We start from the raw sequence: 26,256 nt of genomic DNA, 5'->3' as shown, positions 1-26,256 counted from the left end.
GTGGCGGGCATGACGAACAGATGGGCCTGTCTGGCGATCGCCTGCCTGGCCACCTTGCTGCTGTCCCTGGACATGACCGTCCTGCACCTCGCCCTGCCGAGCCTCACCGCCGACCTCGGCGCGAGCGCCACCCAGTTGCTCTGGATCGGCGACGTGTACGGCTTCGCGCTGGCGGGCCTGCTCGTGACCATGGGCAACGTCGGTGACCGCGTCGGCCGTAAGCGCCTGCTGCTCGTCGGGGCCTCCGCGTTCGGCGCCGCGTCGGTGCTGACCGCGTACGCCCCCACCCCCGAGCTGCTCATCGCGGCCCGCGCGTTGCTCGGCGTGGCGGGTGCGACGATCATGCCGTCGACGCTGTCGATCATCCGGAACGTCTTCACCGATCCCGGCGAGCGCACCTCCGCCATCGGGATCTGGAGCGGGATGAGCGCGGCCGGGTTCGCCCTCGGGCCGGTGGTCGGCGGGCTGCTGCTCGACCGGTTCTGGTACGGGTCGGTGTTCCTCGTGAACGTGCCGATCATGATGCTGGTCGTCGTCGGCGGCCTGGTGGTGCTGCCGGAGTCGCGCGACCCGCGTCCGCGCCGGATCGACGCGCCGAGCGTGGTGCTGTCGTCCGCCGGGATCGTGGCCGTCGTCCACGCGGTCAAGCAGGGGGCGCACGACGGCGCCGGCCGGCCGGACGTGTGGGTGGCCGGGGCGCTCGGCCTGGCCTGCCTGGCGTGGTTCGGGTGGCGGCAGGGCCGGCTCGCGGAGCCGCTGATCGACGTGCGGCTGTTCCGGCGCCGGGCGTTCAGCGCGTCGATCGGCACGACCCTGCTGGCGATCTTCACCATGACCGCCATGTCGCTGATCTTCGCGTGGTACTTCCAGCTCGTGCTGGGCTGGTCGCCGCTCCGGGCGGGGCTCGCCGGGCTGCCGGGCGGCCTCAGCGGCGCGGTGGGCGGGTTCCTGGCGGGCCGGCTCATCGGGCCGCTCGGCAGGAACGGGGTCGTGGCGCTCGGCCTGCTGCTGAACGCGGGGGCGTTCCTGTACTACGGCTCGCTCGGCCAGGACCCGAGCTATCCCCTCATCGTGGTCGCGATGGTGGCGGGCGGGCTCGGGATCGGGCTGGCGTTCACCGTGAACAACGACAACGTGCTGGCCACCGCGCCCAAGGAGCGCGCCGGGGCGGCGGCGGCCGTGTCGGAGACGTCGTTCGAGCTGGGCGGGGCGCTGGGGATCGCCGTGCTGGGCACCGTGCTCACCGGCGCGTACAGCGGGAGTCTGCGGGTGCCGGACGGGGTGCCCGCCGAGGCGGCGCGGAGATCGCTGGCGGAGGCGTTGCGCCTGGCCGCGTCCCTGCCCCCGGAGCAGGCGGCGGCGCTCGCGGGGGCCGCGCGGGCGGCGTTCGTGGAGGGGGTGCGGGTGACGGGGCGGGTCACGGCCGGCCTGCTGGTGGTGGCGGCGGTGCTCGCACTGGTGGGGCTGCGCGGCGTGCCTAAGGTCATCCCGGAGGAGGTCCTGTCGCAGGCCCGCTCCTGACCCTCCGGCCCCGGTGAACAGGTCGGCGGGTCAGGGGGTGGCGCCGGCCGGGCAGGAGAGGGTGCGGACCGGTGTGAGGCCGGCCAGCCGCCCGCCGATCATCCGGGCCAGCCCCTCGATGGTCTCGATGCCCTGGCCCTCCCCGGCCTGCTGGTCGGTCTGCACCGACAGGAGCAGGTCGCGGCCCGGCCCGGTGATGCGGCCGTAGCTGGTGACGGCCCAGGTGTTGTGGATGAACGGCCGGGGCGTCCAGCCGTTCTTGAGCGCCACGTGGTCGCCCGGCCGGGCGGCGGCGCTGACGCCCCACGCCTGGTCGGCCTGCACATGGCTCATCAGCCCGAGGACGAGCCGCCGGTCCGCCGGGGTGAGGCCCTTGCCGCCGTTCGCGAGGAGCGCCAGCAGGCGCAGCCGGTCGGCCGGGCTGGTGGTCGTGCCGCCCCAGTACCGGCCCGCCCCCGGCGCGGTCTCGTGCAGGCCGATCCGGCGGTAGAAGGCGCTCATGCCGTCGCCCGCGCCGACCCGCCACCACAGGGCGTCGGCGGCGAAGTTGTCGCTCTCCGTGATCATGCGGGTGGCGAGGTCCTGTTCGGTGGCGTCGAGGGTCGAGCGCAGCAGCATCAGGGCGGTCAGGATGTCCACCTTGGCGCCGCTGGCGGTGATCATGTCGTGCCGGTGCTCGTCCTGGCCGAGTCGTACGCCCGTGGCCAGGTCGCGGGCGGCGAACACCACCCGGCCGGGCCGCGCGGCCACGTAACGCCGCAGGTCCGCCTCCAGCGCGGCGCGGGCCGCGGCGCCCGCCACCGGATCCGGCAGGGCGAAGCGGCAGCGGGCGGCCCGCACCCGTTCGCCCGCCTGCTCGACCACCGGCGGCAGGCTCGTGACCTCCTGCTCCCCGCACCCCGCCAACGCCGCCGGCCCGAGCAGCAGCATCGCCGCACACATCACGCGCACGCGCCCAACCCCCTGACGTTCAGCGGGGGTCTAGCCGCACTTCTCCCCTCATGCCTGGGTCGGCACACCTCCACCGAGGCCCATGAGGGCCCTGGGGACTCAGAGGTGCGCGTCGAGGAAGGCGGCGGTGGCCTCGACGGCCTGCGTGACGTAGGGCTCCTGGTCGTAGAGGTCGATGTGGCGCTTGGCGTCCAGCCACACGAGCCGCTTCGGCTCGTCCAGCCTCCGGTACGCCTCCTCGGCGCCCTCCGGCGAGCAGAACCGGTCCACCACCCCGTGGACGATCAGCGCGGGCTTGGGCGACAGGAAGTCGGCGCCCATCATGTTGTCCACGGTGATCAGCTCGCGCAGGCTGGCCCGGGTCACCTCGTTGGCCCAGTGCGGCGAGGCGCCGCGTTCCGTGCCGTAGTAGGCGTACGGCTCGTCGCCCGGCATGGCGGCCTCGCCGTCCTCGGCGACCGCCGGGAGGTACTCGACGGGGCCGCCGAGGTCCTGCCGCTCCAGCGTCTCCCCCAGGCCGGCCAGCGCCGCCTGGTAGTCCATGCCGGACCGCATCGTGTACGGGTTGTTGTACGCCCCGGCGATCCCGGCGAAGACCTTCACCCGAGGCTCGAAAGCCGCGAACCTCAGCGCGTAGCCGGCGCCGAGGCAGATGCCCACGGCGCCGATCCGCTCCCCGTCCACCTCCGGCCGCGACCGCAGCACCGACACCGCGGCCCGCAGGTCGTGCAGCTTGCCCTGCGGGTCCTCGTGCCGGCGCGGCAGGCCGCCCGACTCGCCCCACGTGCGGTGGTCGAAGGCCAGCGTGACGTACCCGAGGCGGGTCAGCCGCTCCGCGTACAGTCCCGTGACCTGGTCGCGGACGCCGGTGAACGGGCCGGTGAGCACCAGCCCCGGACGCGGCCCCGCCGCCTCGGGCACCCTCAGCTCGCCGACCAGCGTGACGTCGTCCGCCGCGAACTCGATCCTCATGCCCCTAGTGTGCGGGCCGCCGGAGGATGTCCGCGCGGCCCGCACGGGTCGTCGCACCGGGGTCAGGAGTCGAAGCCCAGCCCCATCCGGTCGAGGGCGCGCAGCCACAGGTTGCGCCGCCCCTCGTGCCGGTCGGCCTGCGCGATCGACCAGCGGGTGAACTGGATCACCCCCGACCGCACGGGCTCCGGCGGGAACGGCACCGGCTTCTCCTTGACCATGCGCAGCTCGGTCCGCGGCGTGCGCTCGCCCGACAGCAGGTCCAGCATCACGTTGGCGCCGAAGCGGGTGGCGCCCACGCCCATGCCGGTGTAGCCGGCCGCGTAGGCGAGCCGCCCGCCGTGCGCCTGCCCGTAGAAGGCGCTGAACCGGCTGCACGTGTCGATCACGCCGCCCCAGCGGTGCGTGAAGCGCACCCCGTCGAGCTGCGGGAACGTGGTGAAGAAGTGCCGCGCCAGCGTGGCGAAGGTCTCGTCGCGCTGGTCGTACTCCGGCTTGACCAGGCCCCCGTTGTAGTAGACGGCGTCGTAGCCGCCCCAGAGGATCCGGTTGTCCGCGGTGAGCCGGTAGTAGTGGAACCGGTTGCCCGAGTCGCCGACGCCCTGCCGGTTGCCCCAGCCGATGGCGCCGAGCTGGGACGCGGTCAGCGGCTCGGTCATCAGCGCGTAGTCGTAGACCGGGACGACGAAGTGCCTGAGCCGCCGCAGCAGCGGCGGGAACACCCCGGTGCCCAGCGCCACCCGCCGGCCGGCGGCGACCCCGTGCGGGGTGCGCAGGCTGAGCGTGACGCCGTCGTCGTGCAGCGAGCGCACCGGGCTGCGCTCGTACACGCGCACGCCGAGCCGCAGGCACGCCTCGCGCAGCCCCCACGCCAGCCGGGCGGGGTCGAGCATGGCGCAGCCCTTGCGGTCCCACAGGCCGCCCAGGTAGGTGGGCGAGTCGAGCTCGGCCCGCACCTGGTCGCGGTCCATGGGCACGTAGTCGAGGCCGAGCTCGCCGATGATGTCGAGGTGCTCGTTCAGGCCCTCCAGCTGCCAGGGCTCGGTGGCGACGTTCAGCTCGCCGGTGCGCTCGAAGGCGCAGTCGATGCCGTAACGCGTCAGGGTCTCCTCGATCTCGTCGAGGTTCTCCACACCCAGGTGTTCGAGCCGGGCGATCTCGTCCGGCCAGCGCTCCAGCCCGTTGGGCAGGCCGTGGGTGAGGGTCGCCATGCAGAACCCGCCGTTGCGGCCGGAGGCCGCCCAGCCGATCCGGCGCCCCTCCAGCAGGACGACGTCCTGCCCGGGGTCACGTTCCTTGGCCATCAGGGCGGTCCACAGCCCCGAGAAGCCTCCGCCGACGACGACCAGGTCGGCGTTCGTGTGTCCGAAGAGCCGCGGCAGCGGCTCGGGTCTGGCCGGGGTGTCCAGCCAGTACGGCTTGCGCTCCGCGTCAGCAAGCGCCTTCAGCGGATCCACAAATCCCACTTCCCTACGAAAGTCAGTGTTCTATGAAAATTGCGGGATCTGAAAAGGGGTGATCACGCGCGGGTTCCCCCCGCCGGTATCCGATCTCGCCTCCCTGTTCTTTGCCGTGACCCGGGCGTCGCCGGGTATGCCGAACCCCCCGCGGAACCGCGGGGGGAAGCCTGAGGAGCAAGGGCGCTAGGTGCGGCGGCGCCGTGCCGCGACCGCGTTGGCGACCGCGATGAGCACGCCGATCCCGAAGATCAATGTTCCCATGACGTTGACCTGGGGCGGGATGCCGGTCTTGACCGACCCGATGATCCACAGCGGGAACGTGACGGTGGAGCCGTTGACGAAGCTGGTCACCACGTAGTCGTCGATCGACAGCGCGAAGGCCAGCATGCCGCCGGAGAGCACGCCGGGCAGCACGGCCGGCAGCGTGACCTGCCGGAAGGTGCCCCAGGCGGTGGCGCCGAGGTCCCTGGCCGCCTCCTCCAGCGACGGGTCCAGGGTGATGACCCGGGCCCGTACGGTGACGGTGACGAAGGACAGCGAGAACAGCACGTGCGCGATGATGATCGTCAGGGCGTCGCGCGGCAGGTTGGCGGAGACGAACAGCGACAGCAGCGACGCGCCCATGACCAGCTCGGGCGTGGAGATGGCGGCGAAGACGAGGAAGTTCGTCACCCCGCGCCCGCGGAAGCGGTGACGGCCGAGCGCGAGGCCCAGCATGGTCCCGATGACCACGGTGATGAGCGTGCTGGCCACGGCGACGGTCAGCGAGTTCTTCAGCGCCGTGGTGAGGTCGGAGATGTCGAACAGCTGCTGGTACCAGCGCAGCGTGAAGCCCTGCCAGCTCGTGTTCGACTTGCTCTTCTTGTCGTTGAACCCGAACAGGATCATCACGGCGATCGGCGACGACAGCCAGACGATGATCAGCCAGGTGTAGGCGTGCAGCAGGCGGTCGCCGAACCGGCCGCGCGGGCGGCGGGTCAGGGTCGTGGCGGCGCTCATCGGGCGGCCGCCTCGAGGACGTTCTCGGTGCCGAGCGCGCGGGCGTAGATGAAGATCCCGATGAGCAGCACGGCCATGAGCGTGAACGACAGCGCCGAGGCCGTCGGGTAGTTCAGGTTGGTCAGGTACTCGGTCTGGATGATGTTGCCGATCATCGTGTTGCCGGTGCCGCCGAGCACCTGGGCGTTGACCGGGTCCGCCGTGGCGGGCACGAAGGTCATCAGCACCCCGGCGAACACCCCCGGCAGCGACAGCGGCAGCACCACCCGCCGGAAGGCCGCCGTCCTGGAGGCGTACAGGTCGTAGGCCGCCTCGACGACCCGCGGGTCCACCCGCTCCAGCGCCACGTAGATCGGCAGGATCATGAACGGCAGGAAGTTGTAGGTCAGCCCGCCGACCACGGCGACCGTGGTGGCCAGCACGTGGAAGTCGGCGGGCAGCAGCCCCCAGCCCTTCAGCGTGCCGAACACGACGCCGTCGTCGGCCAGCAGGAACCCCCACGAGATGGTCCGCAGCACGAACGACACGAAGAACGGCAGCAGCAGCAGGAACAGGTAGACGGACTTGCGGCTGCCCCCCTTGAAGGCGATCCAGTACGCCACCGGGTAGCCGATGACGAGCATCGCCACCGTGGCGAGCCCGCCGTACCAGAGGGAGCGCACGAGCTGGGTGCTGTACCTGCCCAGAGCGTCGGCGTAGTTGGAGAAGCTGAACGTCATCGCGAAGCCGTCGATGGCGTTGCCGGTCTGCAGCGACACCGAGGCCATCGCGGCCATCGGCACCACGAGGAAGACCGCCAGCCACATCCAGCTCGGCAGCGCGAGCAGGTAGGGAGTCAGCCGCTTCATCGTCTACGCCTGGGTGATCGACTGGAAGATCGGGTTGAACACCTGCTCCTGCTGCGTGCTGAGCGTGGTGTAAGTGTGCAGCTTGGCGTAGTCCGCCTCCGAGGGGAACATCAGCGGGCTGGCCACCATCTGCTCCAGCGCCTTCTTGTCCTCGCCGGTGGCCTTGGCGGCCTTCTCCTTGAGGATGTCCTGCACGCCGGGCACCGGGGTGACGTACTGGATGAACTCGTCCAGCTCGGCGGCGACCGCCGGCTGGTAGAGGAAGTCCATGAGCATGAGCGCGTCGACGGGGTTGGCGGCACCCTTGGGGATGAGCATGTTGTCGGTCCAGATCGTGCCGCCCTCCTCGGGCACCACGAACTTGACGGGCTCACCGGCGAGCTGGCGCTGGAAGACGTCGCCGGACCAGGCCATGCTCACCCAGATGTCGCCCTTGGAGACGGCGTCGATGTAGGACTGGTCGTAGTACTTGCGCACGATCCCGGCGTCGCGCTGCGCCTTGAGCTTCTCCCCGGCCTTCTTCCAGTCGGCCTCGGTCGACTTCTCCGGGTTGACGCCGAGGGCGATCATGCCGAAGTTGGCGATCTCCTGGGCGTCGCCCATCATCCCGACCCGGCCCTTGTACTTGGGGTCGAACAGCGCCTCGATGCTGGTGATGTCGTCCTTGACGTACTTGGTGTTGTACGCGATCCCGGTCACACCCGAGGTGTAGGGGATGGTGTAGGTGCTGCCCGGGTCGTAGGCGCGGTTCTTGTACGCCTCACCGGCGTTGGCCGCGAAGTTCGGCAGCTTGGAGTGGTCGAGGGCGACGCAGTAGCCGAGCTGGATCATGTGCTGGAGCTGGACGCCGTTGGTCATGACGACGATGTCGTAGCCGAGCGACTGCCCGGCCCGCAGCACCGGGTCGGCCTTGCCGAAGAACTCCGCGTTCTCCTGGATGACCTCCTTGTACTGGTAGGAGATCCCGGTCTCGCTCTGGAACTTCTTCAGCGGCGCCTGGTCCTCGGGCATGTACTCGGGCCAGTTGGCGAACACGACGCGGCCGTGCTTGGTCTGCTGCGACCAGTAGTCCTTGACCGCGTCGGCCTTCGGCGGCGCCGCCTTCTGGCCCTGCACGCCGCAGGCGGCCAGGGCGAGGCCGGCGGCGGACAGGCCCGCGATGCGGAAGGCCTCGCGACGGGTACGGGGCTGGGTCATGCCCCGCAGGAAGGCGGGGTCGTGCAGGTGGCTCATGGGGTGCTTCGACTTCCTATCGCGTAAGAGTGCTGCGCCGGCCACGACAGCCAGACCGGGTCCCCCCGCTCCGCCGTGGTCGTCGCGTCGTGCGCGTTCTGCTGGAACACCGTGACCTCGGTCCCGTCCCCGAGGCGTACGGCGTAGCTGTTGTAGGTGCCGAGGTAGACGACCTCGCCGACGGTTCCCGGCACCACGCTCACCTCGCCGTCCGGCTTGTCCAGCGAGATGGTGATCTTCTCCGGCCGGACGGTCACGGTGACCTCGCCGTCCCCCTCGGGCACGAGGACCCGGCCCCCGCCGAGCTCCAGCACCCCGCCGGCGGCGACGCCGGTGAGCAGGTTCGAGGTGCCGATGAAGCCGGCGACGAACGCGCTCGCCGGCTTCTCGTAGATCTCCCTGGGCCCGCCGAGCTGCTCGACGAGCCCGTCGTTCATGACGGCGATCCGGTCGCTCATGGTGAGCGCCTCGCTCTGGTCGTGCGTCACGTACACGAACGTGATGCCGACCTCGCGCTGGATGCGCTTGAGCTCGATCTGCATGGCCTGGCGCAGCTTGAGGTCGAGGGCGCCGAGCGGCTCGTCGAGCAGCAGCGCCCGGGGCCGGTTGACCAGGGCGCGGGCCAGCGCGACCCGCTGCTGCTGGCCGCCCGACATCTCGCGCGGGCGGCGCTTCTCCCGGCCGGCCAGGTCGACGATCTCCAGCATCTCGCCGACCCGCCGCCGGATCTCCTCCTGCGGGGTGCGGCGCTGCTTGAGACCGAAGGCCACGTTGTCCCACACGTTCATGTGCGGGAACAGCGCGTACGACTGGAAGACCATGTTGACGTCGCGCTTGTTCGGCGGGACGTTCGTGACGTCGGCGCCGTGCAGCCTGACCACGCCCCGCGACGGCTCCTCGAAGCCGGCGATCATGCGCATGGTCGTGGTCTTGCCGCAGCCGGACGGGCCGAGCAGGGAGAAGAACTCCCCTTCGGCGATGTCGAGCGTGACGCCCTTCACCGCCTGGACGACCTCGCCGTGGGAGAGGTACTCCTTGACGACGCCGTCGAGTTCGATCGCGTTCAGCTCGGCCCTGTTCAGCTCGGCCATGTCCAGGATCTGTCCTTGCCTGCTATTCGCCGATGTAGTGCATGACGTGCTTGACCCTCGTGTAGTCGTGCAGACCGAACACCGAGAGGTCCTTGCCGTAGCCGGAGTGCTTGAAGCCGCCGTGCGGCATCTCCGACACGAACGGGATGTGGGTGTTGACCCACACCACGCCGAAGTCGAGCCGGTTGGACATGCGCATGGCGCGCCCGTGGTCGGAGGTCCACACCGAGCCGCTCAGGCCGTACCTGACGTCGTTGGCCTTGGCCAGGGCGTCCGCCTCGTCGGTGAACGTCTGGACGGTGATGACCGGGCCGAACACCTCGTTCTGCACCATCTCGTCGTCCTGCCGGAGGCCGTCGACGATGGTGGGGGCGAAGAAGTACCCCTTGTCGCCGACGCGGTGGCCGCCGGTGAGCACCTTGGCGTGCGCCGGGACGCGCTCGATGAAGCCCTGCACCTTGGCGAGCTGGTGCTCGTTGTTGAGCGGGCCGTACAGGGCGTCCTCGTTGGACAGGTCGCCCGTGACGGTGGCGGCGGCGGCCTCGGTGAGGGCGGCCACGAACTCGTCGTGGACGCTCTCCTGCACCAGCACGCGGCAGGCGGCGGTGCAGTCCTGGCCGGCGTTGTACAGGCCCGCGGTCGCGATGTCCGCGGCGGCCTTGGCCAGGTCCTTGACGTCCTCGAAGACCACGACGGGCGCCTTGCCGCCGAGCTCCAGGTGGACGCGCTTGAGGTCGTCGGCGGCGCTCCTGGCCACCGACATGCCGGCGCCGACGGAGCCGGTGATGGCGACCATCGCGGCGCTCGGGTGGCCGACGACCAGCGCGCCGGTCTCCCGGTCGCCGGTGACGACGTTGAAGACGCCGGCGGGCAGCACCTCGCCGAGGATCTCGGCGAGCTTGAGCGTGGAGGCCGGCGTGGTGTCGGACGGCTTGAGGACGATGGTGTTGCCCGCGGCCAGCGCCGGGGCGATCTTCCAGACGGCCATCATCATCGGGTAGTTCCAGGGGGTGACCTGGCCGACGACGCCGATGGGCTCGTGCCGGATGACGCTGGTGTGGTCGGCGAGGAACTCGCCGGCGGTCGGCCCCTCCAGCGTGCGCGCGGCGCCCGCGAAGAAGCGGAAGTGGTCGGCGGCGACCGGCGTCTCGTCCTCGGCCATGCGGGCGCGGGGCTTGCCGGTGTTGCGGCACTCGGCCTCGTTGATCTCGTCGGCGCGCGCGTCGATCGCGTCGGCGACCTTGAGCAGCAGGTTCGCCCGCTCTCCCGGGGTGGTCCGGCCCCATGACTCGAAAGCGGCAGCCGCGGCGGCGTAGGCAGCGTCGATGTCCTCGGCTCCGGAGATCGGGGCCTGAAGGTAGGCCTCGCCGGTGCACGGGTCGATGATGTCGGAGAATCGGCCGCTCTTGGCGTCCACGAACTCACCGTTGATGAAGTTCTGCAGACGGGTGGTCAAGGTGATGACCTCCTGGTGAGGTGGCTGAGATGCCGCGACTCTTACAGAGCGTGTGCATCTGGACAAGGGATTTCGTGGCGAAGATACCAAATTGCTACGAATTCGCTTGACAGGGCGTCGAGAACTGACAACATGTCGCACCAGGACGGCAATGCACCGGGAACGCGCCCGTAACGCGCGCCGCTAGGAGGACCGCTCGGATGACGACCCCGCCACGCGCCCGCCGCGGCAGTGACACGGCGCCCGGACAGTTCACGCTCGACGACCTGTCCAAGCGGATCATCGAGCAGCTCCAGGCCGACGGGCGCATGCCGTACGCGGCGATCGGCAAGGCCGTCGGCCTGTCGGAGGCGGCCGTCCGCCAGCGGGTGCAGCGCCTGCAGGACGCCGGTGTCATGCAGATCGTCGCGGTCACCGACCCGCTGACGCTGGGCTTCCCGCGCCAGGCGATGATCGGCGTGAACATCGAGGGCGACCTGGAGTCGGTCGCCGACGAGCTCGCGGCCATCGACGAGATCGACTATGTGGTGCTCACCGCGGGCTCCTTCGACGTGATCGTCGAAGTGGTCTGCGAGGGTGATGGTCATCTTTTGGACATTCTTAGTAAAATCCGTGCAATTCCGGCGGTACGCGCCACGGAGTCGTTCGTCTATCTGAAACTCCGGAAGCAGACGTATTCCTGGGGCACCCGCTGAACTCCGGTCACAACGGCCCCAGCCGGGCCACCGCTCGCACCGGCGCGCCGTCGGCGCCGGGCAGCCGCAGCGGCAGCAGCCACGCCTCCACCGAGCGGCCCGCCGCCTGAGCCGCGAGCACCCGGTCGAGGCCGGTGAGGTTCTCGGCGATGACGGCGTGCGCGCCACACAGCACCCGGTGCGCCGGGAAGTCCTCCGCGGGCGTCGGGTCCACGCTGAGCGCGTCGATCCCGACCGTCCGCACGCCCCGGTCCACCAGCAGCCGCGCCGCCTCCTCCGTCAGGTACGGGTGCCCCGCGTACGCCTCGGTCCCCCAGTGCGCCGACCAGCCCGTGGCCACCAGCACGATCGGCGCGGCCCCGCCGGCCGGGACCGCCGCGAACGCCTCCGGCCCGATCGCCGCGCGCGGCTCCCGGCCCCGGGCGTCCACCACGACGGCCGGGCCGGCGAAGCGCTCCAGCGGCAGCTCGTCCAGCGCGGGCAGCGCGTCGTCGATGTGGAACGGCGCGTCCACGTGGGTGCCCGACTGGGAGCCCAGGTGCAGCGCCAGCACGTTCACGCCGTCCCGCGCCGCCGTGAGGGCCGGGCCGAGCGCCACCTCGGGGTCGCCGGGGTAGACCGGCATCCCGGTGACGATCGGCACCGACAGGTCCACGAGTTCGGTGGTCATGGCGCCATCGTCACACGGGCTGCTCGGCCGTGGCCCCCACGATCGGCGGAACGGGCGTGTCCACGGCCCGCACCAGGCGCGGCCCCTCCGGGCCGTAGACCTCGCGCGGCTCGGGGAACAGCGCGAGCAGCGCCAGGTAGAGCACGGCCGCCACGGCCAGGCCGAGCGGCAGCGAGACGTCCACCCCGCCGGCCAGGCCGCCCAGCGGGCCGACGAACTGGCCCGGCAGGTTGACGAACAGCAGCGCCAGGGCCGCCGCGGCCAGCCAGGCCGTCATGCCGCGCCAGTTCCAGCCGTGGCTGAACCAGTAGCGGCCGCCGCGCTGGCGCCGGTTGAACACCTGCAGGGCGTCGGGGTCGTACCAGCCGCGCCGGGTGACGTACCCGAGCGTCATGATGACCATCCAGGGCGCGGTGCAGGTGATGATGAGCGTGGCGAACGTCGAGATGCTCTGCGTGAGGTTGGCGGCGAAGCGGCCGAGGAAGATGAACGCGATCGACAGCGTGCCGATGAACACCGTCGCCTGCACCCGGGAGAAGCGCGGGAAGACGCTGGAGAAGTCCAGGCCGGTGCCGTACAGCGAGGTCGTGCCCGTGGACATGCCGCCGATCAGGGCGAGCAGGCAGACCGGCACGAAGTACCAGGTCGGCGCGATGGCCAGCAGGCCGCCCACGTAGTTGGGCGCGGCCGGGTCCACGTACTGCGCCGCCCTGGCCGCGATGATGGAGGCCGTGGTCAGGCCGAACAGGAACGGCAGGACCGTGGCGACCTGCGACAGGAACGCCGCCGCCATGACCCGCGAGCGCGGCGTGGAGGCCGGGATGTAGCGCGACCAGTCGCCGAGGAACGCGCCGAACGACACCGGGTTCGACAGCACGATCAGCGCGGCGCCGATGAACGACGGCCAGAACAGCGGGTCGCCGGCCGCGAGCGTGCCCGGGTAGGACGGGTCGAAGTCGCCCGCGAACGCGATCACGCCGAGCACGAACAGCAGCGACGCCGCCGCCACCGCGATCTTGTTCACGAACAGCATGAACCGGAAGCCGTACACGCACACGATCAGCACCAGCACGGCGAACAGCGCGTAGGCCACGCCGTAGCTGAGGTCGGTGTCCGGCAGGCCGACCAGGCGGTGCGCGCCGCCGACGAGCGCGTCGCCCGACGACCACACGGAGATGGAGAAGAACGCCACCGCGGTCAGCAGCGACAGGAACGAGCCGACGACCCGCCCGTGCACGCCCAGGTGGGCGGAGGAGGAGACGGCGTTGTTGGTGCCGTTGAGCGGCCCGAACAGCGACAGCGGCGCCAGGATCAGCGCGCCCACCAGCAGGCCGAGCAGCGTCGCGGCCAGCCCCTGCCAGAACGACAGGCCGAACAGGATGGGGAAGGCGCCGAGGACGCAGGTGGCGAAGGTGTTCGCGCCGCCGAAGGCCACCCGGAACAGGTCGAGGGGGCGGGCGGTGCGGTCGGCGTCGGGGATGCGCTCGACGCCGTGGGTCTCGATCTCGGTGAGGGGGGCGTTGCTGCTCATGGCTTCTCCTGCAGGGCGAGGAGGCTGACGAGGTCGTAGGCGACGTGGGAGGCGGCGACGGAGGTGATCTCGGCGTGGTCGTAGGCGGGGGCGACCTCCACGACGTCCGCGCCGACGAGCCGGCAGCCGGCCAGGCCGCGCAGGATCTCCAGCAGCTCGCGGCTGGTGAGCCCGCCCGCCTCCGGGGTGCCGGTGCCGGGGGCGTGCGCGGGGTCGAGCACGTCGATGTCCACCGACACGTACAGGGGGCGGTCGCCGATGCGCTGCCGCAGGGCGTCGGTCACCTCGTCGACGCCCCGGCGCAGCACGTCGGCGGCGGTCACCACGCCGAACCCGAGCCGACGGTCCTCCTCCAGGTCCCGGCGCCCGTACAGCGGGCCGCGGATGCCCACGTGGCTCAGCGCCTCGGTGTCGAGGACGCCCTCCTCGACGGCCCGCCGGAAGGGGGTGCCGTGCGTGTACTCGGCGCCGAAGTAGGTGTCCCACGTGTCGAGGTGGGCGTCGAAGTGCAGCAGCGCCACCGGACCGTGCCGGCGGGCCACCGCGCGCAGCAGCGGCAGGGCGATCGTGTGGTCGCCGCCGATCGTGACCAGCCGCGCGTCGATGCCGCTCGCGGCGGCCTCGATGTCCTCGATCGCCGCGCCGATGTCGAACGGGTTGGCGGCGATGTCGCCGGCGTCGGCGACCTGGACCCGCTCGAACGGCGACACGTCCAGCCCCGGGTGGTACGGCCGCAGCAGCCGCGACGCCTCCCGGACGGCCGACGGGCCGAACCGCGCCCCGGGCCGGTAGGACACGCCGCCGTCGAACGGCACGCCCACCACCGCGACGTCGGCCGTGCCGACCTGGTCGAGGCGGGGCAGCCGGGCGAATGTGGCGGGCCCGGCGAAGCGTGGGACACGGCTGGAGTCGACGGGGCCGATGGGGGCTTCGTTCATTCCCGCAGTCTTCGACAAGGCGCTGACCTGCGGCAATTGGTCCTATGACGAAGTACTACGGTGTGTGTTGTGGCCGAGCACAAGGTGACGGTGGAGGATCTGCTGCGCTCGCCCGCCCTCCAGCTCCGGCTGCTGGCGGGCGAGGCGGGGCTCGGCCGGTCGGTGTCGTGGGCGCACGTCAGCGAGCTGGAGGACCCGACGCCGTGGCTGCTCGGCGCCGAGGTGATCATGACGACGGGCATCGGCGTGCCGCGCTCGGCCGCCGCTCAGCGCGCCTACCTGGAACGGCTGGACGACGCCGGCGTGTCGGCCCTGGCGCTGTCGGCCCAGCTCCACGTGCCGCCGCTGCACCGGTCGCTGTTCGCCGCGGCCGAGGAGCGCGGCATGCCGATCCTGGAGGTGCCGCTGGCCGTGCCGTTCATCGCCGTCGCCCAGGAGGTGGCCGCGGCCGTGCAGGAGGACGCCCGGCACCGGCTCGGCGCGCAGCTCCAGGTGTTCGGCGCGCTGCGGTGGCTGGCCGCGGAGGACCTGGACACCGCGACGCTGTTCCGGCGGCTGGAGCGGCTGTCGGGCTACGACGTGTACCTGTGCACGCCGCAGGGGCGGCCGCTGCTGCCGGGCGTGCCGGCGCCCCCGGCCGGCGTGCTGCCGGCGCAGCCGGAGGCGCCGCCCACGATCCCGGGCGGTTTCGTGCTGCCGGTGCCCGCGCCGGGCGGCCCCGCGGGGTTCCTCGTGGCCTTCGAGCGGGAGGGCGCCCGGCCGGCGGGCCTGGCCGTCGTCCAGCACGTCGCCACCGTGGCCGCCCTCCAGGTCGCCATGGCCCGCCACGAGCGCGAGACGATCCGCCGCGAGGGCGCCGAGACGCTGGCCGAGCTGCTCCAGGACGTCCTCGACCCGCCCGCCGCGCGCCGCCGCCTGGCCCGGCTCGGGATGCCGATGGAGGAGGAGGCGGTGCTGCTGGTGGTGCGCGACGCTCCGGACGACGCGCTGCGGCGCGCCCTCGACGACCACGCCCACCTGCTGCTGCGGCGTGGCGGCGACCACTACGTGCTCGGCCCGCCCGCCCTGGCCGAGGCCGTGGCGGGCGTGCCGGGCGCCGCGGCCGGGATGAGCCGGCCGTTCCCGCCGGGCGAGTCGCTGCGGGTGGCCCTGCGCGAGGCGGGCTGGGCGGCGGCCCGCGCCGCCGAGTCGGGCCGGCCGCTGGTGCGCTACGGCGACGACACGACGGGCCGCTGGCTGCCCGACGACCCGGCCACGCTGCACGCCCTGGTGCGGCACGTGCTGGGCGAGGTGCTGGCCTACGACGAGGCCCACGACTCGCGGCTCGTCACGTCGGTGCGCACGTGGATGGAGCGCAACCGCCGCACCGAGGAGGCGGCGGCGGCGCTGCACGTCCACCCCAACACGCTGGCCTACCGGCTGCGCCGCTTCGCCGCGCTGACCGGCCGCGACCTGTCGTCGAGCGCGGCCTTCGCCGAGGTGTGGCTCGCCATCCAGGCCGCCCGCCGGCTCGGCCTGCACGACCAGTGACGCGCCGCGCGCCTGCGAGGGGGACCCTCAGTCGGCGAGCTGGATCGTGGCGATCTCCCAGGGCCCCAGGGGCAGGCGCAGGGCACCGTCCGTGACCGGGATCGGCTCGCCGGGACGGCCGCGCAGGTCGGCGTGCCGGGCACGGCCGAAGGAGCCCCGCACCTCCGCCTCCACCGGCTCCTGCGAGAGCGCCACCACCCGCAGTTCCTTCCAGCCGTCGCGGACCCGGAGCGAGCTCATCACCACGCCGTCGCCGGTGACCGACAGCCCCGGGGCCGCCGCAGGCAGGGCGAGCGACGGGTCGCCCGTCCCGGGCACCGGCAGCAGCTCGTGCCGGAAGACCTCCGCCGCCGGCGGCACCGCCTGCCAGCCGCCCTCGTACGGCATGAGCGCCAGCGTGAGCGAGCGCGGCCCGCGCGACTGGGCGGCCGGGGTCGGGAGCTGGGGACCGGCCGGCTCGGGGCGCAGGGCGTGGCGGTTGCGCGACAGGTAGCCGATGGAGCGGAGCAGGGTCAGCGCCAGCTCCGTCCCCTCGCCCTCCCCGGCTCCGCCCCAGGCGCCGCCGTCGACCAGCTCGTACTCCGTGACGTGCTCCAGCAGCGCCGCCACTCCGCCGGCGGCCACCCACGAGGAGGCCGGGAAGGTGGGCAGCGGCTCCTCACCGCAGCCGCCCTCGGCGGTCAGGCCGCGGGTGACGACCGCGAACTGGCCCTCGGCGTGCGAGACGGACGCCGGTTCGGGCAGCGGCACGTGCAGCCGGACCCGGTGGTCGGCGCAGCGGTTGTCGAACTCCACCCGCAGCCGCACGAACGGCTCGCCGACCCGCAGCTCGACGCGGGTGTCCACGACGATCTCCTCGGTGGCGTCAGCGCGGGCGGGCGCGGGGAGGGCGGAGGTGCCCTCGATGCCCGCGCCGGCGGCCGGCCACCGGTACGCGCGGCGCACGTCCAGAGCGGCGACGAGCGGGCCGGAGCAGACCGGGGTGACCTCGACCGACTCGGGGGCGGAGACGACCCGGTCGTGGGCCGGGGGCGCGTGGTTGTAGCTGTCGCCGACGTCGCCGCCGTCCACGACGCGGGCCGCGCCCGCGAGCGTGACGCCGGAGGCGGAGGTCAGGGTGAGGGTGCCGTCCTGCGCCACCTCGACGCGGAGCAGGCCGTTGTCCAGCACCCGCCCGTCGGCCCGCACCCCGTCGGACGACCCCACGAGGGCCGAGCCGTTGGCCGCGGCCCGCACGGCGAACGGTCCCGCCACGGGCCCGGCGGCGCTGGCGTGCCCGGCGGCGCCCGGGGCCGGGCGCAGGCTCGTGTGGCCCAGCGGCGGCACCTCCACCAGGGCGGCCACGGTGCGCCGGGGCTCGGCGACGATGCGCACCCGCGTCACTCCCTCGACCGCGCCCCGCACCTCGGCCACGTCGAAGGCGGCGCCCGGTTCCCTGGCCACCTCGAAGGTCAGCACGCCGTCCTCGACCGACCAGCCGGTGATGTGCTGCCCGTACAGCTCGGTCCCGTGGACGAACGTCAGCGCCGTGGCCGGGTCCATCTCCTCGTCCAGCAGCAGCGTGGGCGCGTACTCCAGCGGCTGGACCGGGACGGGCGCGCCGGTGGCGTCCACCAGCGGGTCGTGCCCGGCCACGTCCAGGCGGACGACGCCGCGCCGGGTGGCGGGCGTGGGGTTGACGACGAGCACCCCGCCGGCGGGGACCGCGGCGGCCAGCCGGGCGGTCACCATGTCGCGGACGGCGTGCCCGAGGTGCTCGGCCTCGGCGATGCGCGCGGCGACCTGCTGGGCGGTCTCGTCCACGCCGCAGCCGGTGACGGAGTCGTGGCCGCTGGCGTCGACCAGCCGCCACCAGGCCATGTCGAGGAAGCGGCCGGGCCACTCCTCGCCCCAGAGGGCGGCCAGCGGCTCGGCGTAGCGCTCGACCATCCGCTCGGCGCGGCCCATGGCCTGCTTGACGTGGGCGCGGACCGAGATGACGCCGGGCAGGATGTTGGCGCGGGCGTGCGAGCGCAGCTCGCCCTGGACGCGGGGCAGGCCCGCGACGGACCCGCCGTCCCCGTACGCGGTGATGTAGCCGGACAGGGTGTCCATGCGGGCCCCGATCGCGGCCACCATGCCGGGCAGGCCGCGCACCGGCGCCGAGTGGTCGGTGCCGTACATCGCGAGCAGCGCGCCCTCGGGCCCGTGCCACTCGCGCATGCGCCGGGTGAAGACGGCGGCCCGCTCCTTCGTGTGCGCCGGGTCCTCGAACAGGTGGGCGCCGTTGCCGTAGCCGCCGATGGGCAGGTACTGGGCGCGGACCGCGGTGCCGTCGGGGGCCACCCACGCGAAGGCGTCGGTCACCACGGACGACGGCACCCCGCGGTAGACGCAGGCGTGCAGCAGCCCGGCCTTGCGCAGGATCTGCGGCATCTGAGCCGTGTGGCCGAACATGTCCGGCAGGTAGCCCACCGGCATCGCCCCGCCGAGCTTGTCGGCCCGGTCCATGCCGAGCTCCAGGTTGCGGATGATGTTCTCGCCGGAGCACAGGAACTCGTCGAGCAGGATCTGCCACGGGCCGACCGCGAGCCGCCCGGACTCGACCAGCGCCGCGACGCGGTCGCGCTGCTCGGGCCGGACCTCCAGGTAGTCGTCGACGCAGGCGAGCTGCCCGTCGAGGGTGAAGTGGTAGCCGGGTTCGCGCTCCATCGTGTCGAGCACCTCGTCCAGCAGCGCCACCAGCCGCAGCCGGAAACGCTGGAACGGCTCGTACCACTCGCGGTCCCAGTGGGTGTGCGGGACCACGACGATCTCGTGCGGGCTCGTCACGCTGCTTCCCCTCCGATCGGCAGGCCGTGCTGCACGGCGTAGCGGGCGGCGATCCGCTGGGCCGTGACGATGTCCTCCAGGGCGCCGTCCGCGCCGGTCAGCGGCGGCTCCCCCTCGGTGACGTAGGCGTGGAAGGCGGCGAGCTGCGTCTCGAACGCCTCGGTCACCTCGCGCCACTCGGTGCGCCCCTCGCCGCCGGGGTCGGCGCCCGGCGTGACGGCGGTGAGCACGGTCGGCGCGTTGACCAGGTACGGGGCGGGGAAGGCCAGCTCCAGGGTGCCGCTGTCGTGGTGGATCGCCACGGTCTCCCGGTAGGCGGGGTAGTCCTCCAGGTAGTGCCACCGGATGGAGAACCGCCCGGCGGCCGGGAGCGTTCCGGCGATCTCGATCGACCCCGGGGCCGGCCCCCAGGTCTCGACGTGGGAGATCTCGGCCGGGGAGCCGGTGAAGCGGCGCAGCAGCGACAGGTCGTGACAGATCGAGCCGAGAGCCACGCCGTACAGCGCGCGGACGGCCTCCGGGGCGTCCGCGCCGAGCGCGCGGGAGACGAGGGCGTCCTCGGCCGCGCGCAGCGAGTCCAGCAGTCCGGGGTCGACGTCGGCGGCCCGGGTCAGGTGGGCGAAGGCGAGCTGCGACCCGGCGCTCGGGTGCAGGACGGTCACCTCGACCGACCGGACGGCCTCGGGGCCGCCCAGCTCGGCCAGCAGCTTCTCGGCCCGGCGCACGGCCGGGTCGTACTGCTTCATGTAGCCGACCATGAGGCGTCCCTCGGGCAGCGCGGCCACCTCGGCGCGGGTCAGCGCCAGCGGCTTCTCGCACAGCACGGCGTGGCCCGCCTCCAGCGCCCGCCGTACCGGCTCGCCGTGGGAGCCGGAGGCGAGCATGACCACGGCCTCGAACCCGCCCGCGGCGAGCATGTCGTCCAGGGAGGTGTATCGGGCGGTGACGCCCAGGCGGTCGCCGACGGCGGCGGCCAGCGCGGGCGACAGGTCGCACACGGCGGTCACCTCGAACAGGTCGCGGCGTCTCGACAGCAGCGGCGCGTACACCGCCTGCGTGACGGCCCCGCACCCGACCAGCGCGATTCTCAAATCCCCAAGTCCTTCAGCTTCCGGCGGTTGGCCGCCTGGTCCGCGATGTTCTGTGCGACGGTGCGGCGTCCCGGCAGGGTGTCCTGCTCGATGACGATCCACCCCGCGTAGTCGATCTCGTCGAGGGTGCGCACGACGGCGGGCAGGTCCAGCTCGCCCTCGCCGAGCGGGGCGAACCCGCCGCGTCCCATGAGCTCGCGCAGGTCGGCGCCGTCGGCCAGGGCCTGGGCCTGGATCTTGGTGTCGCCGTCCTTGATGTGCACGTGCCCGACCCGGCTCGCCCAGTCGCGCAGCGCCGTCACCGGGTCTCCCCCCGCCAGCAGCAGGTGGCCGGTGTCCAGGCAGAGCTGCACGTCGGTCAGCTCCAGCAGCCGCTCCACGTCCTCGGGCGTCTCGACGTAGGTGCCGAGGTGGTGGTGGAACGCGGGCTCCAGCCCGCGCTCGCGGCACCGGTCGGCCGCCTCCTGCACGCGGGCGGCGTATGCCGCCCACTCGGACGCCGCCAGCCCTGGAACGCTCCCACCCGGCCGCGCGAACCTCTCGGGCGATCCCGAGCACGCCAGCGTGGGCCGCGGCGCGAACCCCTCGGGCGCCGCGGGCGCGGCGGTGAAGACGTCGAGCGCGGCCTCCAGCGCGGGCAGTCCGGCCTCGTACGCCGCCGCGTCGCCGTAACGCAGGTCCACCCAGCCGCCGGCCAGCAGCAACCCGCTGCCGGCCAGCCGATCCCTCAGCCCGGATCCGGTGCCGAGGTAGCCGATGGGCCCGGAGTCGATGCCCTCGTAGCCGGCCTCGGACAGCGCGCGGACCATCTCGTCGGCACTCAACGGCGGCGCCTCGGTGGCCAGCTCGAACACGCCGAAGCTGACGGGCGCATTAGCAACCTTCACTCGCACAGTGCCATCACCTCGTTCTCGTAGGTTTCCAGCCGGTGCCGTCCCCCGGCGGCGGGCAGGAGCGCGCGGGCGCCGTGGACGACCTGGCGGGCGCCGTCCGGGCGGACCAGGACGAGGCCGTCGGCGTCCAGGGCGAGCAGCTCGTCGCCCAGCCTGAGCAGCAACGGCCCGTCGGGTCCCGTGGACACGGCGGTGCGCCCGGCGCGCACGCCGTCCAGCACCGTGCTCGTGTCCTCGGCCAGCACCCACGTCGTCGGAGCGCCCGGCAGGCCGTCGTCGCCGGGCCGGTGGAAGTCGCTGCCGCCGATCGCGACCACGTCGTCGCGCCAGGCGTCCGCCCAGGCCAGCGGCGCGCCCCAGCGGCGGTCCCACCAGCCGGAGCTCCAGACCTCGGCGATCCGCGGCCGGCGGGTGATGGGCAGGAGCCAGGCGCAGTCGCCGCCGAGCGGGTGGTTGATCGACATCAGGCCGCCCTCGCGCTCGGCGTGCTCGGCCCAGGAGTCGGCGGGCCGGCGGAAGTCGACCCAGCCGACGTCGCCGAAGACGTTGGCGTGGCCGCGGTCGGTGGTGACCTCCTGGCCGGGCAGCAGGGCGATGCCCCGGTCGCGGGCGGCCAGCTCGGGGTGGTGGCTGACCGTGTTGTGGTCGGTCACGGTGAGGAAGTCGAGGCCGCGGCCGCGGGCGAGCGCGGCCAGCTCGCCGACGGTCAGGGCGCCGTCGCTGTGGACCGTGTGGCTGTGGAAGTCCCCGGCGTACCAGCGCAGGCCGTCCACGGAGGGGATGTCGCGGCGCGGCGGGCGCTCGGCGGCGGGCGGCTCCTCGGCGAGCGGGGCCGGCGGCGCCGCGGTCGCGGTGGTGACCTCCAGCGTGTAGTCGAGGCCCTGGGGCGGGACGCGGTGCAGCCGCAGCCACACGTGCCACGTGCCCGGCTCGACCGGGCCGGGCAGGTAGCCGGGCGTCGCCCACTCCCCGGTGATCGTGTACGTGTCGCGGGCGCCGCCCGACCAGCCGCGGAACCCGGCCGGGCTGCCGCAGCCGAGGTCGAGCACGCCCTGCGACCGGTCGTAGGACAGCCGCACCGTCACCGCCGCCGCCCCGGAGGGCACCTCGAAGGGCACCTCCCGCAGGATGCTCTCCAGCCGGTCGTCGAGGGTCCAGCGGCCCTGGAACACCGTCATCGGGTCACCAGCTCCCCGTCACGGTAGACCAGCGCCCGGTCGCGGCGCGGCGCGGCGAAGCCCTCGTCGCCGACGGCCGGCTCGCTGCCCTCGGGCACGACGGCCTGCACGGTGACGTCGTTGACGTCGAGCGTCACCAGGTGGGACGCGCCGAGGTTCTCCACGATCACCACCTTCCCGGCCAGGGCGCCCTCCGACGATCCGTCGGCCGGCTTGGGCGCGTAGGCGTTGTACTCGGGGCGCACGCCGTAGACGACCTTCTCCCCGTCGGCGAGCAGCCCGGCCGCCGCGTCGGGGACCGGGACCGCGCAGCCGGCCACCTCCAGCGTGTCACCGCGGACGACGGCGTCGAGCAGGTTCATGGGGGTGGAGCCGATGAATCCGGCGACGAACGTGTTGGCCGGCCGCTGGAACACCTCGGCCGGGGTGCCGATCTGCCGGATCACGCCCGCCTCCATGACCGCCATCCGGTCGGCCATGGCCAGCGCCTCGGCCTGGTCGTGGGTGACGAAGACGGTGGTGACGCCCAGCTCGCGCTGGAGTTTCTTGAGGAACGTGCGGGCCTCCAGGCGCAGCCGGGCGTCGAGGTTCGACAGCGGCTCGTCGAACAGGAACGCCTGGGCCTGCGTCGCCATGACGCGGGCCAGCGCGACGCGCTGCTGCTGGCCGCCGGAGAGCTGGCCGGGCCGCCGGTCCATCAGGCGCTCCAGGCCGAGCCGGGCCGCGACCTCGCCGGCCCGGCGGTGGCGCTCGGCCTTGGCGACCTTCTTGATGCGCAGCGGGTAGGCGACGTTGTCGGTGACGTCCATGTGCGGGAACAGCGCGTAGTCCTGGAAGACCATGGCGATGTCGCGCCCGCCGGGCTGCACGGAGGTCACGTCGCGGTCGCCGATGACGACCGCGCCGCCGGTGGCGGTCTCCAGCCCGGCGATGGTGCGCAGCAGCGTGGTCTTGCCGCAGCCGGAGGGGCCGAGCAGCGCGAAGAACTCGCCGTCGGGGATGACCAGGTCGAGCGCGTCGAGCGCCTTGACGCCGCCCGGGTAGACCTTGGTCAGCCTTCGCAGTTCGATTGCCGCCATTACCGCTTGATCCCTCCGTGGAACCGGAAGCCGTACTTCTTGCTGACGAACAGGTACATGAGCACCACGGGCACCGAATAGAGCAGGCCGAAGGTGGACAGCAGCCGCAGGTTCGCCTGGCCGCCCTCGGTGTAGAGGGTGTACATGATCACCGCGGCGGGCTGCTTCTCGACGTCGCTGAGCAGCAGGTACGGCATGAGGAAGTTGCCCCAGACGTTGGCCACGGCCCACACCGCGATCGTCGCGAGGCCGGGCCGTACCAGGGGGACGACCACGTGCGCCACGATCTGCAGCGGGGAGGCGCCGAAGACCCGGGCCGACTCCTCGTAGGACTTCGGCGTGGAGTCCATGAAGTCCTTGAGCATGAAGATCGCCGCGGGCAGCAGGCCGCCGCTGAGGATGAGGATCAGCCCGAGCTGCGAGTCGATGAGGCCGAGCTCGACGGCGAGCTGGAACAGCGGCACCATCGCCGCCGTGCCGGTGATGATCGACGACAGCAGCAGCAGCGCGTAGAGCAGCGCGTCGCGGCCGGGCAGCCGCACGCGGCTGAGCGCGTAGGCGGCCAGCGCCGACAGGGCCACCACGAGCAGCGCCGTGCCGACCGACAGCAGCAGCGAGTTGTACAGCGACGGCAGCGCGTACGGGTGCTCCAGGATGGCCTGGAAGTTGTCGAAGGTGAAGTCCGGCACGCGGACCTCGTAGGTGGGGTCGCTGGTCAGCGGGGCCGACGCGAGCCACAGCAGCGGGATCGTGAAGAAGGCGAGCAGGACCGCGATCAGGGTGTAGAAGCCGATCCGGCCCAGCACGAACCGGGTCATTTCTTGCTCCTGAGCAGGCGCAGGTAGAACACCGCCACGACCAGGTTGATCAGCAGGATGACCGTGGAGACCGCGGCGCCGTAGCCGAGCTGGCCGCTCTGCAGGGCGACCTTGTACACGTGGACGGCCAGCACCTCGCTCTTCCCGTCGGGCCCGCCCGCGGTGATCATGAACGGGGTGAAGTCGTTGAACGTCCAGAGGCTGATCAGCAGCAGGTTGGTGAGGATGTGCCCCTTGATGTGGGGGAAGACCACGTCACGGAGCTGCTGCCAGCCGGACGCCCCGGCCAGGCGGGCGCTCTCCAGGTGCGAGGGCGGCACGTTCCCGAGGGCGGCGCCGTACAGCATCATCGAGAACGCGGTGCCGCGCCAGGTGTTGAACACGATGATCGACAGCATGGGGTGGTCGAGCAGCCAGGCGTAGTCGCCGGTGCCGAGCAGCGCGTTGAGCGTGCCGCCGTCGGCGTCTAGCAGCGCCACCCACAGGAACGACACGACCGCGCTCGGCAGGATCCAGGCCAGGATGACCAGGCCCTCGACGATCCGCTTGAGCGGCCCGCGCTTGTCGCGCAGCAGCCAGGCGATGGCGAACCCGAGGCCGACCTGCCCGATGACCGCCGATCCGAGCACGAACTGGACGGTCAGCCAGGTGGAGTTCCAGAAGGTGGGCTCGCCCAGCGCCGACAGGAAGTTGTCGAGCCCGACGACCTTGGGGTCGGCGGCGGCGGTACCGGTCAGCCGGTAGTCGGTCAGGCCGAGGTAGAGCACCCACAGCGCGGGGAAGACCAGGAAGACCGTGATCAGGAGCAGCGCGGGGGCCGCGAAGGCTCCCGCGCGCCACCGGCCCAGGCCCGCCGCGTCGACGCTGTAGCGGCGGGCCGTGGGCTCCGCGGTCTCCCGGGTGAGGTCAGGAGGCGATGTTGCCTGCGCCACCGACGAGTCCTTCGAGCTTCTGCTGGTAGGCCGTGGCCGCCTCGTCCGGCGTCTTGCCGCCGACCACCGCCGCGGTCGCCTCCTGGAGCGCCACCGACACCTGCGGGTAGACCGCGACCGGCGGCCGGTAGGCCGTCAGCGGCAGCACCTTCTCCGAGATGAACGTCAGCAGCGGCTCGCCGGCCAGGATCTCCTTGTTGACGTCGGTGCGCGGGGTGATGCGCACGTTGCCGTTCTTGGTCTCCTCCTTCAGCGCCTCGGGCGAGAGCGTGAAGGCCAGCAGCTCGAAGGCCTCCTTCGGGTGCTTGCTGTTGGGGTTGACCGTGCGCAGGGCGCCGCCGGACATGCTGACGAAGTCCTGGCCGCGGATGCCCTTGCCGGGCTCGATGGCGGGGATCATGGCGTAGCCGACGCTCTGGTCACGGTCGGCCATCTTGGCCACGCCGTCCTTGGGGTTGACGACGCCGCGCCAGAAGTAGTCGCCCTCCAGCAGGATGCCGACCTTGCCCGCGGCGAACTGCTGGAACGACTTGTCGCGGCCCTTGGCCTCCTGCTGGAGCCGGGGGTCGCCGAGGCCGCTGCCGCCGTAGATCTTCTGGTAGAGGCCGAGCACGTCCTTGACCGGCTGGGAGGCGCCGGCCCACTTGCCGTCTTTCTGGATCTCGGCGCCCGCTCCGGCCAGCAGCGGCAGCACGCCCTGCATGGTGGTGGCCTCGCCCATCGCGGTGCCGGCGTTGATCTGGAGGGGCACGGGCACGCCGGCCGCCTTGAGCTTGGCGGCCGCGTCCAGGACCTCCTGCCAGCTCTTCGGCTGCCAGTCGGCGGGCAGTCCGGCCTTCTGGAAGAGCGGCTTGCTGAAGTAGAGGACGCGGCCGTCGGTGCCGATCGGCAGCGCGTACTTCTTGCCGTTGTAGGTGGCCAGGCCCTGGACGGCCTCGGGGATCTGCGCCCAGCCGTCCCAGGAGTCGGCCTCGGGGCCGACCAGCTCGGACAGCGGCTTGATGTAGCCGGCCTCGGCGAACTCGCCGGCCCAGATGCCGTCGATGTCGATCACGTCGGCGCCCTTGCCGGACTTCAGGTCGAGGGAGAGCTTGGTCTTGTACTGCTCGTCGTCGACGCCGCTGGGGACGAACTTGACCTTGACATCCTTGCCCTTGGCCTTCTGGGCGGCCTCGAACTTGGGGATCACCCAGTCCGCGACGAACTCGGCCGCTCTCGCGTTCTTGCCGCCGGCGATGGCGTTCTGGGCGATCGTCAGCTCGATCGTCCCGCCGCCGCCCCCGCCGTCGGACGACCCGCCGCACGCGGCGAGCGCCAGGCCGGACGCGGCCAGGACCGCGACGACACTCACGGATCTTCTCCGCAATCCCATGGAAACCCTCCGAACCCTCGGACCCATCCGTAACGGGGCCCACGCCAATATGTCATGACATCTTGATGACGTAAAGGTTTGGCTATATTTCAGGGATGTGCCCACAGTACTCCGGGGAGGGCCTTGCTGATCGGTGACGACACCGGGCGCTGCGGGCCGAACGGCGGCAGCCACCTACCCAGCCGGG

22 protein-coding genes are annotated in these 26,256 nt (G+C 72.5%); 3 read left to right on the top strand and 19 right to left on the bottom strand.

What is annotated here, in order from left to right; genetic code table 11:
- The first annotated feature begins 9 nt into the window (after positions 1–9).
- Positions 10–1,521 (top strand): MFS transporter, encoded by a 1,512-nt coding sequence (locus HT134_RS42605; protein WP_175606197.1) that lies wholly within the window; start codon positions 10–12, stop codon positions 1,519–1,521.
- Between the two features lie 30 nt (positions 1,522–1,551).
- On the opposite strand, the gene HT134_RS42600 is transcribed toward HT134_RS42605, so the two are convergent.
- From HT134_RS42600 to HT134_RS42565, 8 genes are all read right to left on the bottom strand, one after another.
- On the bottom strand, positions 1,552–2,463 hold the full coding sequence (locus HT134_RS42600) for a serine hydrolase (protein WP_246366534.1): 912 nt from the start codon (positions 2,461–2,463) through the stop codon (positions 1,552–1,554).
- A gap of 108 nt (positions 2,464–2,571) precedes the next feature.
- The gene (locus HT134_RS42595) at positions 2,572–3,444 is read right to left on the bottom strand and encodes an alpha/beta hydrolase (protein WP_175606195.1); all 873 of its coding nucleotides are present in this window, start codon (positions 3,442–3,444) and stop codon (positions 2,572–2,574) included.
- 62 nt (positions 3,445–3,506) lie between these two features.
- Positions 3,507–4,901, bottom strand: coding sequence for an NAD(P)/FAD-dependent oxidoreductase (locus tag HT134_RS42590; protein ID WP_175606218.1), 1,395 nt, complete (start codon positions 4,899–4,901; stop codon positions 3,507–3,509).
- Positions 4,902–5,087: 186 nt separating this feature from the next.
- Entirely contained in the window at positions 5,088–5,903 is an 816-nt protein-coding gene (locus HT134_RS42585) for an ABC transporter permease (RefSeq protein WP_175606194.1), read from the bottom strand.
- Positions 5,900–6,751 (bottom strand): ABC transporter permease, encoded by an 852-nt coding sequence (locus tag HT134_RS42580; RefSeq protein WP_175606193.1) that lies wholly within the window; start codon positions 6,749–6,751, stop codon positions 5,900–5,902. The genes HT134_RS42585 and HT134_RS42580 overlap by 4 nt, the downstream gene beginning before the upstream one ends.
- A 3-nt stretch (positions 6,752–6,754) precedes the next feature.
- Positions 6,755–7,984, bottom strand: a complete 1,230-nt coding sequence (locus tag HT134_RS42575) for an ABC transporter substrate-binding protein (RefSeq protein ID WP_175606192.1) — start codon at positions 7,982–7,984, stop codon at positions 6,755–6,757.
- Positions 7,981–9,075 carry an ABC transporter ATP-binding protein gene (locus tag HT134_RS42570; protein ID WP_175606191.1) on the bottom strand — a complete coding sequence of 365 codons (1,095 nt, stop codon included), beginning with the start codon at positions 9,073–9,075 and terminating at the stop codon, positions 7,981–7,983. Before HT134_RS42570 ends, HT134_RS42575 begins: the two co-directional genes overlap by 4 nt.
- A 22-nt stretch (positions 9,076–9,097) precedes the next feature.
- Positions 9,098–10,531: a gamma-aminobutyraldehyde dehydrogenase gene (locus HT134_RS42565; RefSeq protein ID WP_175606190.1), complete on the bottom strand. Its 1,434-nt coding sequence runs from the start codon at positions 10,529–10,531 to the stop codon at positions 9,098–9,100.
- A 200-nt stretch (positions 10,532–10,731) separates the two neighbouring features.
- Here HT134_RS42565 and HT134_RS42560 point away from each other — a divergent pair, with 200 nt between their 5' ends.
- Positions 10,732–11,226: an Lrp/AsnC family transcriptional regulator gene (locus HT134_RS42560; protein WP_175595434.1), complete on the top strand. Its 495-nt coding sequence runs from the start codon at positions 10,732–10,734 to the stop codon at positions 11,224–11,226.
- 7 nt (positions 11,227–11,233) lie between these two features.
- Here HT134_RS42560 and HT134_RS42555 read toward each other — a convergent pair whose 3' ends face one another.
- The 3 genes from HT134_RS42555 to speB are packed head-to-tail and all read right to left on the bottom strand — an operon-like array spanning position 11,234 to position 14,365.
- Complete coding sequence (locus HT134_RS42555; protein WP_175606189.1) at positions 11,234–11,896, bottom strand: cyclase family protein; 663 nt, start codon at positions 11,894–11,896, stop codon at positions 11,234–11,236.
- Between the two features lie 10 nt (positions 11,897–11,906).
- On the bottom strand, positions 11,907–13,427 hold the full coding sequence (locus HT134_RS42550) for a purine-cytosine permease family protein (RefSeq protein WP_175606188.1): 1,521 nt from the start codon (positions 13,425–13,427) through the stop codon (positions 11,907–11,909).
- Entirely contained in the window at positions 13,424–14,365 is a 942-nt protein-coding gene (speB, locus tag HT134_RS42545; protein WP_175606187.1) for an agmatinase, read from the bottom strand. Before speB ends, HT134_RS42550 begins: the two co-directional genes overlap by 4 nt.
- Positions 14,366–14,434: 69 nt before the next feature.
- On the opposite strand from speB, the gene HT134_RS42540 reads away from it, so the two are divergent.
- Complete coding sequence (locus HT134_RS42540) at positions 14,435–15,895, top strand: PucR family transcriptional regulator (protein ID WP_175606186.1); 1,461 nt, start codon at positions 14,435–14,437, stop codon at positions 15,893–15,895.
- Positions 15,896–15,922: 27 nt separating this feature from the next.
- Here HT134_RS42540 and HT134_RS47950 read toward each other — a convergent pair whose 3' ends face one another.
- The 8 genes from HT134_RS47950 to HT134_RS42500 are packed head-to-tail and all read right to left on the bottom strand — an operon-like array spanning position 15,923 to position 26,048.
- A complete protein-coding gene (locus HT134_RS47950; protein ID WP_175606185.1) occupies positions 15,923–18,706 on the bottom strand; it encodes a glycoside hydrolase family 38 N-terminal domain-containing protein in 2,784 nt (927 codons plus the stop codon).
- Positions 18,703–19,797, bottom strand: a complete 1,095-nt coding sequence (locus tag HT134_RS42530) for a Gfo/Idh/MocA family protein (RefSeq protein WP_175606184.1) — start codon at positions 19,795–19,797, stop codon at positions 18,703–18,705. Before HT134_RS42530 ends, HT134_RS47950 begins: the two co-directional genes overlap by 4 nt.
- The gene (locus tag HT134_RS42525; protein ID WP_175606183.1) at positions 19,794–20,684 is read right to left on the bottom strand and encodes a TIM barrel protein; all 891 of its coding nucleotides are present in this window, start codon (positions 20,682–20,684) and stop codon (positions 19,794–19,796) included. The genes HT134_RS42530 and HT134_RS42525 overlap by 4 nt, the downstream gene beginning before the upstream one ends.
- Positions 20,681–21,868, bottom strand: a complete 1,188-nt coding sequence (locus HT134_RS42520) for a CehA/McbA family metallohydrolase (protein WP_175606182.1) — start codon at positions 21,866–21,868, stop codon at positions 20,681–20,683. Before HT134_RS42520 ends, HT134_RS42525 begins: the two co-directional genes overlap by 4 nt.
- Positions 21,865–22,947, bottom strand: coding sequence for an ABC transporter ATP-binding protein (locus HT134_RS42515; RefSeq protein WP_175606181.1), 1,083 nt, complete (start codon positions 22,945–22,947; stop codon positions 21,865–21,867). Before HT134_RS42515 ends, HT134_RS42520 begins: the two co-directional genes overlap by 4 nt.
- A complete protein-coding gene (locus HT134_RS42510; RefSeq protein ID WP_175606180.1) occupies positions 22,947–23,765 on the bottom strand; it encodes a carbohydrate ABC transporter permease in 819 nt (272 codons plus the stop codon). The genes HT134_RS42515 and HT134_RS42510 overlap by 1 nt, the downstream gene beginning before the upstream one ends.
- Positions 23,762–24,697, bottom strand: coding sequence for a carbohydrate ABC transporter permease (locus HT134_RS42505; protein WP_175606179.1), 936 nt, complete (start codon positions 24,695–24,697; stop codon positions 23,762–23,764). The genes HT134_RS42510 and HT134_RS42505 overlap by 4 nt, the downstream gene beginning before the upstream one ends.
- Positions 24,672–26,048 (bottom strand): extracellular solute-binding protein, encoded by a 1,377-nt coding sequence (locus HT134_RS42500; protein WP_312888868.1) that lies wholly within the window; start codon positions 26,046–26,048, stop codon positions 24,672–24,674. Before HT134_RS42500 ends, HT134_RS42505 begins: the two co-directional genes overlap by 26 nt.
- Positions 26,049–26,256 lie beyond the last annotated feature (208 nt).

Source organism: Nonomuraea rhodomycinica (assembly GCF_013363995.1).
Taxonomy (GTDB): domain Bacteria; phylum Actinomycetota; class Actinomycetes; order Streptosporangiales; family Streptosporangiaceae; genus Nonomuraea; species Nonomuraea rhodomycinica.
Note: the sequence above shows the minus strand (reverse complement) of the source record. Positions and strands in the feature narration are given on the sequence as shown.